Raw genomic sequence first — 16,282 nt, 5'->3', positions numbered from 1 at the left:
CGTCGATGACGGGAGACGATTGCGCGCCGGTGGGCGAACGATCGGCCGCGCCCCGCTCGTGGAGGCGACACGAGGTCGAACTGTCGACGCTTCGTCGTTCGGGTCGATTCGATTGGTTTCGCAGTACAGATCATCAGGAGACGCGCGATGTGATCGCGTCGAATTCGCGGCGCTCGTTTCGTTGCCGCACACCTTTCCGAAGGAGATGCTGTCGTCAGTGGCCGCGATGCGGGATCATCCGGCCGTGCGAGAAGGGCTCGGCGGCGAGTTCGTGATGGTGTATTGCGAGAGCAAACGCCAGGAGGAGCTGGATTTCGGCAACGAGATCGGCGCGCGGGAGTACCGGTGGTTTCCGTGATTGCCGTGCGCGCCGGAAAAGCGGATCAGGGAAGCGCGCGCCAGTAGCGCACTTCTTCGATCGGTGCACCGTCGATCTCGAACGTCTTGATGTCGGGTTCGGCGACGAAACCTTCGCGCTCGTAGAACGCGCTTGCCCGACGGTTTTTGACCAGTACCCACAGCGACACCCACGCATGGCCTGCGTCATGCAGCGATCGGCATGCATGGTCGACCAGCAATGCGCCGATGCCTTGCCCGCAATGCGATGGATGCAGATAGATCGCTTCGATTTCGCCCCAGGCACGATCCTTGTCGGTGTCGCGCGTCGGACCGTATGCGATCCAACCGGCCGGTGCGTGGGTCGTGAACGCGAGCGCGACACGCGGCCGTCCTGCGTCGAGTGCCTGGCGCCAGGCGGCCGTCCGTTTTTCGACCGACACGCCGGCGGCGAGGAACGGGGCCGGCATGATGTCCGTGTAGGTGGCTTGCCACGACGCGACGTGGATGTCGGCGATGGTCGATGCCTCGGCGGACGTGGCCGCGCGGATGTCGATCGTCGTCGTGTTCGGTGCCATGCGTTCCTCGCGTTCGAAGGCGCCGCGCCGCAAAACGCGTCGCGGCGTGGCATGGGTAACGACGCCCTTACTCCCCGAGCTTCGACGTCACGCACCCGGTGCTCGAGCATTCGCGCTCACGCTCGCGCAGGAACGACAGCCGCGCCTGCGTCATGTCGTTCGCGCACTGGATATCGACGAGGTAGCTGCTGCCGCGCGTCTCGCTGCACTGCGCATCGCGTTGTTTCAGCCACGCGAGTTGCCCGGACTTCAGCGCCGCCTGCTGGTCGCCGCTCAGTTGCTTGCGCAGCCGGCCGTACTCGTCGTTGAGATCGCGGTCGGACTGCGAGAACTGCGTGCTCGTGCAATACACCTGGTCGAACGCGCTGCGCGGCTTCCCGCAGCCGGCCGCATGCGCGGCGAACGGAACGGCAAGGGCGAGCAACGCGCAGGACGCGAGCAGATTCTTTTTCTTCATGGTGAGTCTCCTGACTGGGGTGAAAACCGGTGAACCGGGCGGGCGATACCGTCGTTTATCCGGGCGTCGTACACGCGTCGATGCCGCCCGCGATCGCGGCGGACAGGCGCTGGATCGTCTCGCGTCGCGCGAGCCGCGCTTCTTCGTCCGGATTGACGATCACGCCCGCCTCGACGAGCACGGCGGGAATCGGCGCGGTGCGCAGCACGACGAGATCGTCGAAGCGATGGATGCCGAGTGGCGGGTCGATCAGCGGGCGGTTCTCGCCCTTGATCGGCTGCGCGTGATACAGCGACGGCCGTTCGCCGGCCGCGACCAGCCGCTCGGCGATCGCCTTCGCGCAACGCAGGCTTTCCGCATAGTGCGGGTTGCGCGCCGACACGAACACCGAGAAGCCGCGGAATTCGCGCTGCCGGCCCGCGTCGATGAACTGTTGCTGCATCGAGTCGTGATGGATCGATACGAACAGGTTCGCGTCGGGCGCTTGCGTCGAGCGCCGATCGAGCGCGATCTCGCGGCCGTCCGCCGACGTGCGCAGCACGCGATCGCCGTGTGCGGCGAGTGTGTCGGCGACCGCGCCGGACAGGTCGAGGTTGTACAGGTATTCGACGCGGCCGCTGGCGCCGGTGGAGCCCGGATGCGCGGGCGTATGGCCGGTGTCGACGACGATGTAGCGCCCGGACGCGGGCGCGGCGACGGTCGTGCCGGCGGCGTCGGCCGCATGCAGCGCCAGTGGCGCGCCGAGGAGCGGAGCGCACGCGAGCACGCGCGCGGCGGCGCGCACGAGCGGGCGAAGGCGTCGGAGGGTTCGGTTCGTCATTGTTGTTGTCGAGAAGGGCGTGCGGTGCGTCGAACGGCGCGCCACCGTCGGCCTGCTCAATGCAGTCGGAATGTCGCGCGATTATAGCGGGTGGCGGCGACGCCGCAATGACGAACGGCGGTTGTCAGGCCAGCACGCGCCGGGCCGCCAGCATGCCCCAGTACGACGCTTCCTCGAACAGCGACAGCCCGGACAGGTCGGCATGCGCGAACACGACGGGGCCGTCGGCATCGCGCAGCGCGAGCAGCCCCGGTCGGCTCAGGAAGCCGACGTCGGGTGTCGCCATCGCATGGCCGCGCACGGTGATCTCGAGCGCGGTCGCATGCTTCCACAGCTCGCGTCCGTACACGGCCTGCAGGTCGATTGCCGCCTGCTCGCGCAACGCGTCGGGCTTCGCCTGCGCGAGCCAGCGGCGCGTATCGTCCGGCGTTTGCGTGCTCAATGCCTGATAGGCGGAGAAGACGGAGCGCGTCGGCGGCGACATCCGGATCAACTGGTGCGTCGACACGACATAGCCGAGCCCCACGCTGTCGTAGACGACGTTGTCCCACGCGAGCGGTACGCCGGCTTCCTCGGCCGGCATGCCGTCGAGCAGGAAATTGGACACGAGCCACGGCGCGCGCGGCGGCAGATCGCGCGCGGGATCGAAGCCGTATGCGGGCATCTGCGGAAACACGCGCGCCGCGACGAACAGCGGCATCGCGGAAACGACCCGGCGCGCCTTCAGCATGAACGTCGACAGCGCGCCGTCGTGGCCGACGCGGGCGCACAGCACGTCGACGCCGCCCGCACGTTCGGTCGCGCGCACCGCGAAGCCGTCCCGCGACCATGCGTTCGAGCCGGTGCGTGCGGCGATCGAATCGCCCAGCTTCGTCACCATCGTGTGCAGCCCGTCGGGCCAGGTCAGCACCGCGCCGTCGCCCGCGTCGCCCGCATGGCCGCCGCGCGACGAGAAATAGTGCAGCCCGGCCCATGCGGAGACGTGCTCGTAACCGGCGCCGTAGTCGTCGCGGCAGCAATAGTCCAGATACCAGTGTAGCGCCTTCGCGGTGTAGCCCTCGTCGCGCAGCCACTGGCGAAACGAGCGCCGGTCGAGTGCGCGCCAGCGCGGGTCGCGCGACGATTCCGCGATCGGGATGCAGAACACCTTGCGGCCGTCGGTGCCGCGCGCGGTGCGCAGCCCGTCGGTGTACGCGAAGAAGCGCGCCTGCTGCGCGAGTGCGTCGGCGTCGAGGCCGGCGGTCGGCACGATGCCGTCCTGCCACTGCCCGCCGATGAACAGCCGTTCGTCCGGTGCGTGGACGAGGGCACGCTCGTCGTACACGGGGCGCGCGGAGAACGGCGCGGATTCGATCACGCCGAGATCGGCGAGCATGTCGCGCAGATGCACGGATTCGAGCGACGGCAGCGGCAGGTAGTGCGCGCCCGTCGGATAGCCGAGCTCGCCGAAGCGGCCACCGGCCGCGTTGCCGCCGAATTCGGGGCCGGCGAGGACCGTGAAGCGCGTATGACCGGCGCGCGCGAGCTGCCATGCGCACGACAGCCCGGCCGCGCCGGCGCCGAGAATCGCGACGTCCGTCTCGATCGTGCCGGACGGCGGCGGCAGCGTGGCATGGTCGCGCAGCGCATGGCCTTCGCGCATGCCGGGGTAGTCGATGCGCGGCGTCGTCTCGATCCAGCCGGTGCGGCCGCAGGCGGCGAGCGACGCGGCCGCCGACGCGACGAGGAACGTGCGACGGTCCATCAGCGCAGTACGTGCTTCCAGTCGTCGTCGAAGCGGCGCACGAGCGGCTGGTCGTTGAGTTCGTTCGGCGACATCGGCAGCGCCGGCATGTCGGCCGGAAAGTGGAACATCTCGGCGGCCGTTTGCGGATCGAGCCAGCGCGTCGGCACCGAGTAGTGCGTCGGCACCGTGAAATCGCGGCGCTTGCCGGCGATCACGAAGCCCCAGTCGCCGAACGACGGCACGTAGCAGTGGTACGGCCACGTGTTGAACCCGGCTTCGCGCAGCGTCGCGATGATGGTCCAGTACGCATGCGGCGCGAAATACGGCGACGTCGACTGGATCACCGTGTAGCCGTTCTCCGACAGGTGCCGCGCGAGCAGCCGGAATACGGGCACCGAATACAGGCGGCCGAGCCCGAAGTTGGTCGGATCGGGGAAGTCGACGACGATCGCGTCGTACACGTCGGCATTCGATTCGAGCCAGCGCACCGCGTCGTCGTTGATCACCTGCACGCGCGGATCCTTCAGCGCGCCCTGGTTCAGCTTGACGAGCGGCGCGGACGTCGAGAACAGCTTCGTCATCGCGGGATCGAGATCGACGAGCGTGATGCGTTCGAGATTGCGGTGCTTGAGCAGTTCGCGCACCGCGAGGCCGTCGCCGCCGCCCAGCACGAGCACGCGTTTGGCCCACGGCAGCGCCTCGATGGCCGGATGGATCAGCGCTTCGTGATAGCGGTGCTCGTCGCGCGACGAGAATTGCAGGTTGCCGTTCAGGTACAGCCGCATGTCGTCATGCCACTGCGTGAGCACGATGCGCTGATACGGCGTCGTTTCCGAATAGATCGTCTCGTCGCCGTATACGCCATGCTCGGCCCAGTGCGTGATGCGCTCCGACAGCGCGAACCCGGCGATCAGCAGCCCGATCACGAGCGACGCGCGCATCAGCTTGCCGCGCACGTTGCGGATTTCGTCGCGGAACAGGTGGGTCGTCCACAGTGCGACGAATGCGTTCAGGAGCCCGAACAGGAAGCTCGTACGCAGCAGGCCGAGACGCGGCGCCAGCACGAGCGGGAAGATCAGCGACACGGCGAGCGAGCCGAGATAGTCGAAGGTCAGCACCTCGCTGACGGTATGGCGGAACGCCTGGCGCCGCTGCTGGAACGCGCGCATCACGAGCGGAATTTCCATCCCGATCAGCAGGCCGAGCGCGAGCACCAGTGCGTAAAGCGCCGCGCGAAACGGTGCGGCGAGCCAGGCGAACACGACGAACAGCAGCGCGGCCGATACGCCGCCGAGCAGGCCGACGAGCAACTCGATGTCGACGAAGCGATCGAGCACGTCGTCGTCCTCGACGAACTTCGCGAGCCACGAGCCGATCCCCATCGCGAACAGGTAGCAGCCGATCACCGACGAGAACTGCAGGATCGAATCGCCGAGCAGGTAGCTCGACAGCGCGCTGCTGATCAGTTCATAGCCGAGCCCGCACGACGCGAGCACGAGGATCGACAGGACGAGCGCACGCTTATGCAGCATCGCGCATCCGTTGTGCAGTGTTCGGCAATGTGGATATACTGGCGCGGATTTTCGTCTGGCGGCCCCGCGCGGGCCGACCGGCGACGGGGCGGCGAACCGAGCACAAAATCCGAGGAAAAGAATGAATAGTGCCTATCTTTATGCGGTTCATTTACTGTCGGCGTTCGTGCTGCTTCTCGTGTTCGCGGCAGTGTACCTGAAGGTCACCCCGTTCGACGAACTCGCGCTGATCCGCGACGGCAACGCGGCCGCGACGCTGTCGTTCGGCGGCGCGCTGATCGGCTTCTGCCTGACGCTCGCGTCCAGCATCGCGCACAATTCCACGCTCGGCGAAGTCGTGATCTGGGCCGTCGGCGCGATGATCGTGCAACTGATCACCTATGTGGTGCTGACGCGCGTGATGCCCGGCATGAATCATGCGATCGAGGATCGCAACGTCGCGATGGGCGGCCTGATGGGCACCGCGTCGCTCGTCGTCGGCATCATCAATGCCGCCTGCCTGACCTGACGCGCCACGCGCTTCGAGGAGACCGACATGAGTCTGGGTTCATTCATCCTCAAGCAGTTCATCGACGTCCTGCAATGGACGGAAGACACCGACGGCGTGCTGGCCTGGCGCTATCCGATGGAAGACCAGGAAATCCAGTACGGCGGCAAGCTGACCGTGCGCGAAACGCAGGTCGCGATCTTCGTCAACGAGGGCAAGGTTGCCGACGTGTTCCAGCCGGGGCTCTATACGCTGGAAACGCGCACGCTGCCGGTGCTCACGAACCTGAAGAACTGGGACAAATTCTTTCAGTCGCCTTTCAAATCGGACGTCTACTTCTTCAGCACGCGGTTGCAGCTCGGCCGGCGGTGGGGTACCGCGCAGCCGGTAACGATCCGCGATCGCGAATTCGGCTTCGTGCAACTGCGCGCGTTCGGCATCTACTCGTACCGGATCGTCGATGCGGCCGCGTTCCATCGCGAGGTCAGCGGCACGCGCGCGGCCTATACGGTCGACGATCTCGAGCAGCAACTGCGCAACCTGGTCGTCACCGCGATGAGCACGACGTTCGGCTCGGCCGACGTGCCGTTCGTCGACATGGCCGCGAACCAGTCGCTGCTGTCGCAGCGTGTCGCCGACGCGCTGGTGCCGGTGTTCACGCGCTACGGGCTCGCGCTCGACGCGTTCGCGGTCGAGAGCGTGTCGCTGCCGGCCGAGCTGCAAAAGGCCCTCGATCTGCGGATCGGAGCGGGGATGGCCGGCGATCTCGCGCGCGCCACGCAATACCAGACCGCGCAGGCGATTCCGCTCGCCGCGCAAAACCCGGGCGGCATCGCCGGGGTCGGCGCGGGGCTGGCCGCCGGTGCGGCGATCGGCCAGGCGATGGCCGGCCAGATCGCGGGCGCCGCGCAACCGGCGCAGGCTGCGCCGCCGGCGCCCGTTGCGGCGCCGATCGCCGCGGCAGCGGCCGAGGGCACCGATTACGTGCAGCGGCTCGAGCAGTTGAAGGCGCTGCTCGACAAGGGCCTCGTGACCGAAGACGAATATTCGCGCGCGAAGGCCGAGATCCTCGCGAAGCTCACGCGGTAAGCGTCGCGCATGTTCCGTACCTCGTGCCCCCAATGCGGCGCGCCGGTCGAGTTTCGCTCGGCCGCGGCGGTGATGGCCGTCTGCGCGTTCTGCCGCAGCACGCTGCTCAAGCGCGGCGCCGACGTCGAGCGTATCGGCGAACTGGCCACGGTGCTCGACGATGCATCGCCGATCCAGATCGGCACGGCCGGGCGCTACGGTAACCGCGTGTTCACGGTGCTCGGCCGCCTCCAGATGACCTACGACGCCGGCGCGTGGAGCGAATGGTACGTCGTGTTCGACGACGGCGCGTTCGGATGGCTGTCGGATGCGTCGGGCCAGTACGCGATCACGGTGCGCGAACCCGACGATGCGGCAGGCCGAGCGTGGCCCGCATTCGGCACGCTCGAACCGGGCATGCGGATCGACCACGGCGGCCGCGCGTATCTGGTGTCCGACGTGCGTACCGCACGCTGCACGGGCGGCGACGGCGAGCTGCCGTTCCGCGTCGATGCCGGGTGGGAAGCGCGCGTCGTCGACCTGCGCACCGGCAATGCATTCGCGACCTACGACTATTCGGACGCCGAGTCGAACGGCGGCATCCCGGCCGTCTATTCGGGCGAGGCGCTGGAATTCGATGCGCTCGCGTTCACGGGCTTGCGCGATAGCGAAAACGATATGCGCGAGAAACGCGGCGCGGAGATGGTGCCGTTCGCGTGCCCGAGCTGCGGTGCGCCACTGTCCTATGCGCCGAACGTGGCCGACTACGTCGTGTGCGGCAACTGCCACGCGGGCGTGCAGTGCACGGCCGAGCAGCAGACCGTGTTCGCGGCGCAGCGCAAGCTCGAATCGGTGAAGGGCGCGCTCGAACTCGGCGCGATCGGCACGTTCGACGGCGTGAAGTACACGGTGATCGGCATGATGCGCTGCCGGGTGCCGGGCGACGCCGAGACATGGGACGAATACCTGCTGCTGAACCCGAAGCGCGGCTTCCTGTGGCTGGTGCAAAGCGAAGGGCGCTGGGAGCGCGTGCAGGTGCTCGACCATTGGCCGACGATCGGCGGCGAATCCAGCGTGACCGATGGCGGCAAGACCTACCGTTTGCGCGAGGAATACGAATCGGAGGTCGTCTACGTGGTCGGGGCATTCAACTGGCGCGTGCAGGCGGGCGACCGCACGTCGATCGTCGACTACGGCTGGCAGAAGGACAAGCTGACGCGCGAGCGCAGTGATGCGGAGATCGTCTGGTCGCGTGCGCGGCCGCTGTCGGGCAGCGCGCTCGCCGAGCGTTTCGGCACGCCGGCGCTTGCGACAGCCGCCGCGGCTGCCGCGGGCGCCACCGAATCGACGGGCCTGTTCGGCAGGAAGGGGCCGCACAGTTTCGCGCCGCTGCCGTTCATGTTCAGCGCGTTGCTCGTGATCTTCAACCTGGGTTCGCTGTTCTCGTTTACCGGACGCTCCGTCTACGTGCTGGTCGGCCTGCTGGTGCTGTGGCTGCCGGAATGGCTGTGGGCGCGTTTTGCGTCGGACGGGGGCAACGCGTGATCCGGTACATCCTTTACGGCATCTACGGCCTGATCGTCGTCACGCTGTTCAGTTGCGCGTCGATCGGCGGCGGCGGTTCGGGCGGTGGCGGGTGGGGCAGTTCCTCCGCGCGCAGCGGCTACTCGTCGTACGGGTCGCACAAATGACCGCGCGCGACGGGATCGCGCCGCCCTGCGCGGTGCTCGGCTCGCACGTGCTGGCCGACCTGGCCGGCATCGACGCGGCGCTGCTGCGCGACGCCGCGCGGCTCGAGGCGATCCTCACCGACGCGGCGCAACGGGCCGGCGCGCGCGTGATCGGCGCGCACTTCCACCATTTCGGCGGCGAGCATGGCGTGACGGGCGTCGTGCTGCTGGCGGAGTCGCACATCACGATCCATACGTGGCCCGAGCATCGTTTCGCGGCCGTCGACGCGTTCATGTGCGGCGCGGCGCGCGCGGCCGATGCCGTCGATGCGATCGCCACGGCGCTCGGCACGCATGCGCAGGTTCGGCAGCAGGTGGCGCGCGGCGGCGGCGCCGATCAGCGCGGCAGCGCTTCGGCTTCGGCCCAGCGCTTGAACGAATCGAGACGCCGGCGCGTTTGCACGAGATAGAACGCGCCGATCAGCGGCTCCAGCAGCCAGCGCAGCCACGACGGCTGCGCCCGGAAGTGGTACGTGAACTTCACCTCGGTCGACCCGGGCGTGTGCTCGGTGAAGTTCCAGCTGCCGCTGAAGCGTTCGAGCACCTTCGGTCCTTCGACCATTTCGACGGCGGCGACCTGCGGCGGACGGTACGAGATGTAGCGCGACACCATCGTCGCGCCCGACCGGCTGCGGCAGAACGCGTCGACGCCGACGTCGGCGGTCGTTCCGTCGGGCAGATACGCATCGATGAGGAAGTTGTCCCACACGAGCCGCCGGCCGTAGTCCTGCGACCACGTGAAGAGGCGCCTGCGATCGACGTCGACGGTCCGGCTGACTGAGATCCTCATGAGGGCGGGCGCCAGGTTGCGGAATGGGATGCAATCGAGTGTAACGCGCCAATAAACGGTGTTTCGTCAGACTTCGTCAAGTCGAGTGCGAGCTCGACCCTGCTCGATTGACGTACCCCGGGATTTCCCCTAGGATTCACTTCAACCCTTCGGGACAGACCCGGAGCGTTTCAATCTCTTGAGGGAGCCTCATGAGTACGCAACAGAACCGGCGCTTCGACGCGCTCGTTTTCATTGGTCGTTTCCAGCCTCCGCATCGTGGTCACCTGAACGTGCTGAAGTCGGCACTGAGCCGGGCCGAGCGCGTGTGCGTGCTGATCGGGTCGACCGACAAGCCCCGCACCATCAAGGATCCGTTCTCGTTCGACGAGCGCCGGCAGATGCTGGCTTCGCTGCTCGACGCGTCCGAGCGCGATCGCGTGACGATCGCGCCGCTGCAGGATTCGACCTACAACGACGGCGACTGGGTGCGCTGGGTGCAGGACGCGGTTGCCTCCGCGCTCGGCGACGTCGCGCAGCGCAAGGTCGGGCTGATCGGCCACGAGAAGGACGCCACGTCGTACTACCTGCGGATGTTCCCGCAATGGGAGCTCGTCGACGTCGACGCGACGGAAGACATTTCCGCGACCGAAATCCGCGACCAGTATTTCGCCGAACGAACCAACAGCTTCGTGCAGTGGGCCGTGCCGGAACCCGTGTTCGGCTGGCTCGAGCGGTTCCGCACGCAGCCGGAATTCGCGCAACTGAAGTCGGAAGCCGAATTCATCGCCGCGTATCGCAAGGCGTGGGCGGCCGCGCCGTATCCCGTCACGTTCGTGACGGTCGACGCGGTGGTCGTGCACTCGGGGCATATCCTGCTCGTGCGCCGCCGCAGCGAACCGGGCCGCGGCCTGTGGGCGCTGCCGGGCGGTTTCGTGAACCAGGACGAACGGCTCGATGCGGCCTGCATCCGCGAATTGCGCGAGGAAACCGGGCTCAAGCTGCCGGAGCCGGTGCTGCGCGGCTCGATCAAGGATCGCCAGGTGTTCGATCACCCGACGCGCTCGCTGCGCGGCCGCACGATCACGCATGCGTGCCTGTTCAGCTTTCCGACCGGCGAGCTGCCGCGCGTGAAGGGCAGCGACGACGCCGACAAGGCGCGCTGGGTCCCGCTCAACGAATTCGCGCAGATGCGCAACGTGATGTTCGAGGATCACTTCGACATCGCATATCACTTCCTGGGGAAGCTGTGACGCGCTGATTCCCCGCATCCGGTCCGCCGCGACAGACGCGGCGGCACTTCAACGGCCTAGAGGAGCTCTAGCCATGCAAAACGTTCCCGGCGGCTTTGCCGCGGTTCTCGCCAATCCGATTCTCAACACGGATTCGTACAAGGCTTCCCACTTCCTGCAATATCCGCCGGACGCATCGGCGATGTTCTCGTACGTCGAATCGCGCGGCGGCCGCTACGACCGCACGCTGTTCTTCGGCCTGCAGATGCTGCTGAAGGCGTATCTGTGCAAGCCCGTTACGCACGCGATGATCGACGAGGCGCGCGATTTCTTCACCGTGCACGGCGAGCCGTTCAACGAAGCCGGATGGCGCCATATCGTCGAACGCTACGACGGCTACCTGCCGGTGAAGATCCGCGCGGTGCCGGAGGGTTCGATCGTGCCGGTGCACAACGTGCTGATGACGGTTGAATGCGACGATCCGCAGGTGTTCTGGCTCGCGTCGTATCTCGAGACGATGCTGTTGCGCGTCTGGTATCCGGTGACGGTGGCGACCCGCAGCTGGCACCTGCGGCAGACGATTCGCCGCTTCCTCGACAAGACCGACGACGATCTCGCGCAATTGCCGTTCAAGCTGCACGACTTCGGCGCGCGCGGCGTGTCGAGCGCGGAATCGGCCGCGATCGGCGGCGCCGCGCACCTCGTGAGCTTCATGGGTTCGGACACGGTGCTCGGCGTGCTGGCCGCGAACCGCTTCTATCGCGAGCCGATGGCCGCGTACTCGGTGCCGGCGGCCGAGCACAGCACGATCACGTCGTGGGGGCGCGAAGGCGAGGCCGATGCGTACCGCAACATGATCGCCCGCTTCGGTTTGCCGGGCGCGATCGTATCGGTCGTGTCGGACTCCTACGATCTGTTCGCCGCGCTGGAGATGTGGGGCGGCCCGCTGCGCCAGGCGGTGATCGATTCGGGCGCAACGCTCGTCGTGCGTCCCGATTCCGGCGACCCGGTGACGATCGTGCTGCAAACGGTGCGTGCGCTCGACGCGTCGTTCGGCTCGACGGTGAACGGCAAAGGGCGGCGCGTGCTGAACCACGTGCGCGTGATCCAGGGCGATGGGGTCGACGAGCAGTCGATCGAGGCGATCCTCGTCGCGCTCGACGAGGCCGGCTACGCGGCCGGCAACGTGGTGTTCGGCATGGGCGGCGCGTTGTTGCAGCGCGTGAACCGCGATACGCAGCGCTTCGCGATGAAGTGCTCGGCGATCCGGCGTGGCGACGTATGGCATGACGTCCGGAAGGACCCGGCCACCGATCAGGGCAAGCGCTCGAAGAAGGGGCGGCTCACGCTGCTGCGCAATCGCCGCACCGGCGAGTATCGGACGGTGACGCTGCCGGTTGCGTGGGACGATCGCACGCTGGAAGGCGAATGGGACGAAGCGCTCGAGACGGTGTTCGACACCGGCCGTCTGCTCGTCGATACGTCGTTCGCCGAGGTGCGGGCGAGGGCGCACGCGGGCGAGGTGTGACGCGGGCGGCGGGGTCTCCCGCCGCCGTGCGGCCGGCTTGCGTCAATTGCCGGCCGGCACACCGCCGCGCTCTACCACTCGCGCCGCCTCCATCGCGCGCGCCAGTGTATCGAACACCGCCGGCCCCTTGCAGCGCGACACATTGAAGCGCATGTACGACGTCGCGCTGCGCGACGCGCTGAACACGTCGCCCGGCGCGAGCACCACGTCGTGGTCCAGCGCATGACGTGCGACGCGTGCGGCATCGAGCCCGTCCGGCAATTGCGCCCACACGAACAACCCGCCGCGCGGCTCGGTCCAGATTTCGAGCCCGGCCCGCGCGAGGCGCCGGATCGTTTCGCCCATCGCATCCGCGAGACGCGCGCGCAGGCTGTCGAGATGGCGCCGGTACGTGCCGTCGATCAGCAGCCGGTGCACGACGTTCGCGCCGATCTGCGCGTTGCCGAACGACGTCGCGAGCTTCAGGTCGACGAGCGCGTCGATCCATTCCGGGCGCGCGGCGACATAGCCGCAGCGGATCGCGGCCGACAGCGTCTTCGAGAAGCTGCCGATCGACACGACCCGCGACAGCCCGTCGAACGCCGCGAGGCGCGGCGCGGGCGTGCTCTCGAAATCCGCGAAGATGTCGTCCTCGACGATCAGCAGCCCGTGCTCGGCCGCGAGCGTCAGCAGCCGGTGCGCGACGGGCGGCGCGAGCGTCGCGCCGGTCGGGTTGTGCAGCGCGGCGTTGGTGATGTACAGGCGCGGCCGGTGCTCGGCGAGCACCTGTTCGAAGCGCCCGAGATCGGGGCCGTTCGGCGTGAACGGCACGCTGACGATCCGTGCGCGGTGCGCGCGCAGCAGCGCCTGGAAGTTGAAGTAGCACGGATCGTCGAGCACGACCGTATCGCCGGGCTCCAGCAGCAGGCGGCACACGAGGTCGAGCGCGTGCGTGCCGCCGTCGGTCAGCATGATCTGCGCGGGTTCCGCGTGGACGCCGTGCTGCGCGAGCCGCCACGCGAGCTGCTGGCGCAGCGCAGGCAGGCCGAGCGGCGTCGCATAGTCGGTCAGCGCGTCGGATTCGTCGCGCGACACGGCGCGCAGCGCGCGACGCAGGCTTTCGTCGGGCAGCCACGACGACGGCAACCATCCGCAGCCGGGCTTTACCGACGTCGGCGCCGCTTCGAGCGACTGGCGCGACAGCCACAGCGGATCGAGCTCGCGATCGAGGCGCGGGCCGAGCTCCGCGAGCGCGAGCGGCGGGGCGTGCCCCGACACGTAGAAGCCCGAGCCGCGCCGGGCGACGAGCACGCCTTCGCTCGCGAGCCGCTCATACGCATCGACGACCGTCGATTTCGACACGCCGAGCGCGTCGGCCATCATCCGGATCGACGGCACGCGCGCGCCGGGCATCAGCGCACGGCTCGCGATCCGTGCGCGCAACGTGTCCATGACGGTTTCCACGCGCGTGCGCGACGGCGCGGGCGGAGCGGGAATCGGGACGGGAAGCGGGGCGGAATGGCGCATGGCGAACGATGAACTGTACGGCCGGTTGTTCAGTACAGTTTGTGTGAATTGTATTGGGCTGTAGCTTACGCCGTTTTGGCCGGCGGCGGATCATCGGGCATCCCCCTTCCCATCAGGATCGACCGTGCAGAAAACGACCGACGGATGGCTCAGCGGCCTGCTGGGCGTCATCATCTTCAGTGGCTCGCTGCCCGCGACGCGCGTCGCGGTGCAAGGGCTCGACCCGCTGTTCCTTACGTTCGCCCGCGCGACGATCGCCGGCGCGCTCGGCCTGCTGCTGCTCGTCGTGCTGAAGCAGCGGCGGCCGTCGCGCGCCGAGGCCGCGTCGCTGGCCATCGTCGCGCTCGGTGTCGTGGTCGGTTTTCCGTTGCTGACGGCGCTTGCGCTGAAGCACGTCACGTCGGCGCATGCGATCGTGTTCGTCGGGCTGCTGCCGCTCGCGACCGCGCTGTTCGGCGTGTGGCGCGGCGGCGAACGGCCGCGGCTGCCGTTCTGGATCTTCTCGATCGTCGGCAGCGGCGCGGTGGCCGCATTTGCGCTGCGCAACGGCGGGCAGGCGTCGGTGGTCGGCGATGCGCTGATGCTGGCCGCGATCGTCGCGTGCGGGCTCGGTTATGCGGAAGGCGCGCGCCTGTCGCGCGAGCTCGGCGGCTGGCAGGTGATCTCGTGGGCGCTCGTGTTGTCGTTGCCGCTGATGCTGCCGCTCACGTGGCTGACCTGGCCCGCGTCGTTCGACGGCGTCGATGCCGCCGCGCTGTGGGGGCTCGCGTACGTGTCGCTGTTCAGCATGTTGATCGGCTTCGTGTTCTGGTATCGCGGGCTCGCGCTCGGCGGGATCGCGGGCGTCGGCCAGTTGCAGCTGCTGCAGCCGTTCTTCGGCTTCCTGCTCGCGGCCGGACTGCTGCACGAGACGGTGCCGCCGTCGATGGTCGTCGTGACGGTCGTGGTGGTGGGCTGCGTCGCGGGCGCGAAGTACTTCTCGAAGATGGCGCCCGTGCAGCGCGCGGGGTGACGCAGGTACCGCGGCTTGCCGGGCCTCGGGCTGACATCACCCGGTGCGCGGCTGGCGGCGACCCAACGCAGAACGGCCAGGCCGCCGGTCGCGGCAAGCCTGGCCGTGGGCGTTCGCCACGCCGGACGCGGGTTACTCGAACGTTTCGAGCGCGAGCAATTCGCCGATCGTCTGCCGGCGGCGGATCAGCCGTGGCGTGCCGCGATCGACGAGCACTTCCGGCGCGAGCGGCCGGCTGTTGTAGTTCGACGACATCGACGCGCCGTACGCGCCCGCGTCGTGCAGGAACAGCAGGTCGCCGATCTGCGGCTGCGCGAGCTTGCGGTGCGTGACCACGCCGCCTGCATCCTGCGTGAACACGTCGCCCGATTCGCACAGCGGCCCGGCGATCGCGAGGTCGACGAGCGGCCGGCCGGCGGGCAGCGCGCCATCGTGCGCGTGCACCGACACCGCGTGGTAGCTGCCGTACATCGACGGGCGCATCAGGTCGTTGAAGCCCGCGTCGATCAGCACGAAATCGTGCTTCGGCCGACGGTTGACGGCCTGCACTTCGGTGACGAGCGTGCCGGCTTCCGCGACGAGAAAGCGGCCCGGTTCGATCTCGATGCGCACCGGGTGGCCGAGATGCCGTTCAATGCGCTTGCGCGCGGCGTCCCACTGGCTGAAGTAGTGGCCGACGTCGACGCGCGGCTCGCCGTCGCGATACGGAATCGACAGGCCGCCGCCGGCCGAGATCGCGTCGATGTCGTGGCCGAGCGACGTGACGAGATCGACCATCGCATCGCACACCTGCGACAGATGGCCGTAGTCGACGCCCGAACCGATGTGCATATGGATGCCGACCAGCTTCAGCCCGTACTGGCGCACGATCTCGATCGCGCGCGGTACGTCGTCGATCCAGATGCCGTGCTTGCTCTGCGGGCCGCCGGTGTTGGTCTTGTTGCTGTGGCCGTGGCCGAAGCCCGGGTTGACGCGCAGCCACACGCGGTGGCCGGGCGCGTGCTCGCCGACGCGCGCGAGCATGTCGAGCGAACCGGCGTTCACGGTCACGCCGTGCTTGAGCACCGCCGCGAGCGTCGGGCGGTCGATCAGGTCGGCCGTGAACACGACGCCTTCCGGCTCGCCTGCCGCAGGACCGCCTGCCGCAGGATCGCCTGCCGCAGGATCGCCTGCCGGACTGAACCCCGCCGCGAGGCTGCGCTCGATCTCGCCGAGCGACACGGCGTCGACGCACGCGCCTTCCTCGCGCATCAGCTTCAGGATATGGACGTTCGAGTTCGCCTTCTGCGCATAGCGGATCACGTCGAACTGGCGCAGTTGGGCGATGCGGTCGCGGATGACGTCGGCGTCGTACACCCACAGCGGGGTGCCGTATTGCTGCGCGAGCGCTGCGAGCTGGCGGGAATCGAGGGACATGGCGGATGAATCGGATCGAATGAACGGATAGCCGGATGATGCGCCTGATCGGCTATACAGTAAAATGCCTATATATCGATACTCG

Annotated in this window: 16 protein-coding genes and 1 pseudogene; 9 read left to right on the top strand and 8 right to left on the bottom strand. The window is 68.1% G+C overall.

Features of this window, described 5'->3' with window-relative positions; genetic code table 11:
• Window positions 1-193 precede the first annotated feature (193 nt).
• Window positions 194-358, top strand: a pseudogene (locus tag LGM42_RS28430) (glutamine synthetase); the annotation flags it as partial.
• Between the two features lie 25 nt (window positions 359-383).
• Here LGM42_RS28430 and LGM42_RS28425 read toward each other — a convergent pair.
• The 5 genes from LGM42_RS28425 to LGM42_RS28405 form a co-directional block, all read right to left on the bottom strand.
• Entirely contained in the window at window positions 384-914 is a 531-nt protein-coding gene (locus LGM42_RS28425) for a GNAT family N-acetyltransferase (RefSeq protein ID WP_060310618.1), read from the bottom strand.
• 67 nt (window positions 915-981) lie between these two features.
• A complete protein-coding gene (locus tag LGM42_RS28420; protein WP_059584645.1) occupies window positions 982-1,371 on the bottom strand; it encodes a lysozyme inhibitor LprI family protein in 390 nt (129 codons plus the stop codon).
• A 55-nt stretch (window positions 1,372-1,426) separates the two neighbouring features.
• Window positions 1,427-2,191, bottom strand: coding sequence for an N-acetylmuramoyl-L-alanine amidase family protein (locus tag LGM42_RS28415; RefSeq protein WP_226234019.1), 765 nt, complete (start codon window positions 2,189-2,191; stop codon window positions 1,427-1,429).
• A gap of 124 nt (window positions 2,192-2,315) precedes the next feature.
• Window positions 2,316-3,935, bottom strand: a complete 1,620-nt coding sequence (locus tag LGM42_RS28410; protein ID WP_226234017.1) for an NAD(P)/FAD-dependent oxidoreductase — start codon at window positions 3,933-3,935, stop codon at window positions 2,316-2,318.
• Window positions 3,935-5,449: a polyamine aminopropyltransferase gene (locus LGM42_RS28405; protein ID WP_069617304.1), complete on the bottom strand. Its 1,515-nt coding sequence runs from the start codon at window positions 5,447-5,449 to the stop codon at window positions 3,935-3,937. The genes LGM42_RS28410 and LGM42_RS28405 overlap by 1 nt, the downstream gene beginning before the upstream one ends.
• A 121-nt stretch (window positions 5,450-5,570) precedes the next feature.
• On the opposite strand from LGM42_RS28405, the gene LGM42_RS28400 reads away from it, so the two are divergent.
• Genes LGM42_RS28400 through speD form a run of 5 tightly spaced genes read left to right on the top strand, consistent with a single transcriptional unit; the run spans window position 5,571 to window position 9,144 of the window.
• A complete protein-coding gene (locus LGM42_RS28400; RefSeq protein ID WP_099317695.1) occupies window positions 5,571-5,957 on the top strand; it encodes a DUF350 domain-containing protein in 387 nt (128 codons plus the stop codon).
• A gap of 27 nt (window positions 5,958-5,984) precedes the next feature.
• Window positions 5,985-7,025: an SPFH domain-containing protein gene (locus LGM42_RS28395; RefSeq protein WP_226234015.1), complete on the top strand. Its 1,041-nt coding sequence runs from the start codon at window positions 5,985-5,987 to the stop codon at window positions 7,023-7,025.
• Between the two features lie 9 nt (window positions 7,026-7,034).
• Window positions 7,035-8,549, top strand: a complete 1,515-nt coding sequence (locus tag LGM42_RS28390; protein ID WP_226234014.1) for a DUF4178 domain-containing protein — start codon at window positions 7,035-7,037, stop codon at window positions 8,547-8,549.
• Window positions 8,546-8,695 (top strand): hypothetical protein, encoded by a 150-nt coding sequence (locus LGM42_RS28385; RefSeq protein ID WP_155634559.1) that lies wholly within the window; start codon window positions 8,546-8,548, stop codon window positions 8,693-8,695. Before LGM42_RS28390 ends, LGM42_RS28385 begins: the two co-directional genes overlap by 4 nt.
• Complete coding sequence (gene speD, locus LGM42_RS28380; protein ID WP_226234012.1) at window positions 8,692-9,144, top strand: adenosylmethionine decarboxylase; 453 nt, start codon at window positions 8,692-8,694, stop codon at window positions 9,142-9,144. The genes LGM42_RS28385 and speD overlap by 4 nt, the downstream gene beginning before the upstream one ends.
• Here speD and LGM42_RS28375 read toward each other — a convergent pair.
• Entirely contained in the window at window positions 9,072-9,524 is a 453-nt protein-coding gene (locus LGM42_RS28375) for an SRPBCC family protein (RefSeq protein ID WP_059584660.1), read from the bottom strand. The two genes, speD and LGM42_RS28375, sit on opposite strands and share 73 nt — an antisense overlap.
• Window positions 9,525-9,715: 191 nt before the next feature.
• Here LGM42_RS28375 and LGM42_RS28370 point away from each other — a divergent pair, with 191 nt between their 5' ends.
• Both LGM42_RS28370 and LGM42_RS28365 read left to right on the top strand, forming a co-directional pair.
• Window positions 9,716-10,756: a bifunctional nicotinamide-nucleotide adenylyltransferase/Nudix hydroxylase gene (locus LGM42_RS28370; RefSeq protein ID WP_060310627.1), complete on the top strand. Its 1,041-nt coding sequence runs from the start codon at window positions 9,716-9,718 to the stop codon at window positions 10,754-10,756.
• Window positions 10,757-10,829: 73 nt separating this feature from the next.
• Window positions 10,830-12,263: a nicotinate phosphoribosyltransferase gene (locus LGM42_RS28365; protein WP_226234010.1), complete on the top strand. Its 1,434-nt coding sequence runs from the start codon at window positions 10,830-10,832 to the stop codon at window positions 12,261-12,263.
• A 42-nt stretch (window positions 12,264-12,305) separates the two neighbouring features.
• Here LGM42_RS28365 and LGM42_RS28360 read toward each other — a convergent pair whose 3' ends face one another.
• Complete coding sequence (locus tag LGM42_RS28360) at window positions 12,306-13,769, bottom strand: PLP-dependent aminotransferase family protein (RefSeq protein ID WP_226234008.1); 1,464 nt, start codon at window positions 13,767-13,769, stop codon at window positions 12,306-12,308.
• A 124-nt stretch (window positions 13,770-13,893) separates the two neighbouring features.
• Here LGM42_RS28360 and LGM42_RS28355 point away from each other — a divergent pair, with 124 nt between their 5' ends.
• The gene (locus tag LGM42_RS28355) at window positions 13,894-14,781 is read left to right on the top strand and encodes a DMT family transporter (protein WP_060310630.1); all 888 of its coding nucleotides are present in this window, start codon (window positions 13,894-13,896) and stop codon (window positions 14,779-14,781) included.
• A 132-nt stretch (window positions 14,782-14,913) separates the two neighbouring features.
• Here LGM42_RS28355 and lysA read toward each other — a convergent pair whose 3' ends face one another.
• A complete protein-coding gene (gene lysA / locus LGM42_RS28350; RefSeq protein WP_226234007.1) occupies window positions 14,914-16,197 on the bottom strand; it encodes a diaminopimelate decarboxylase in 1,284 nt (427 codons plus the stop codon).
• Window positions 16,198-16,282: the final 85 nt, after the last annotated feature.

Source organism: Burkholderia sp. AU39826 (genome assembly GCF_020419965.1).
GTDB lineage: Bacteria > Pseudomonadota > Gammaproteobacteria > Burkholderiales > Burkholderiaceae > Burkholderia > Burkholderia semiarida.
The sequence above is the reverse complement of the archived record's forward strand: the minus strand, read 5'-3'. Positions and strand labels throughout refer to the sequence as shown.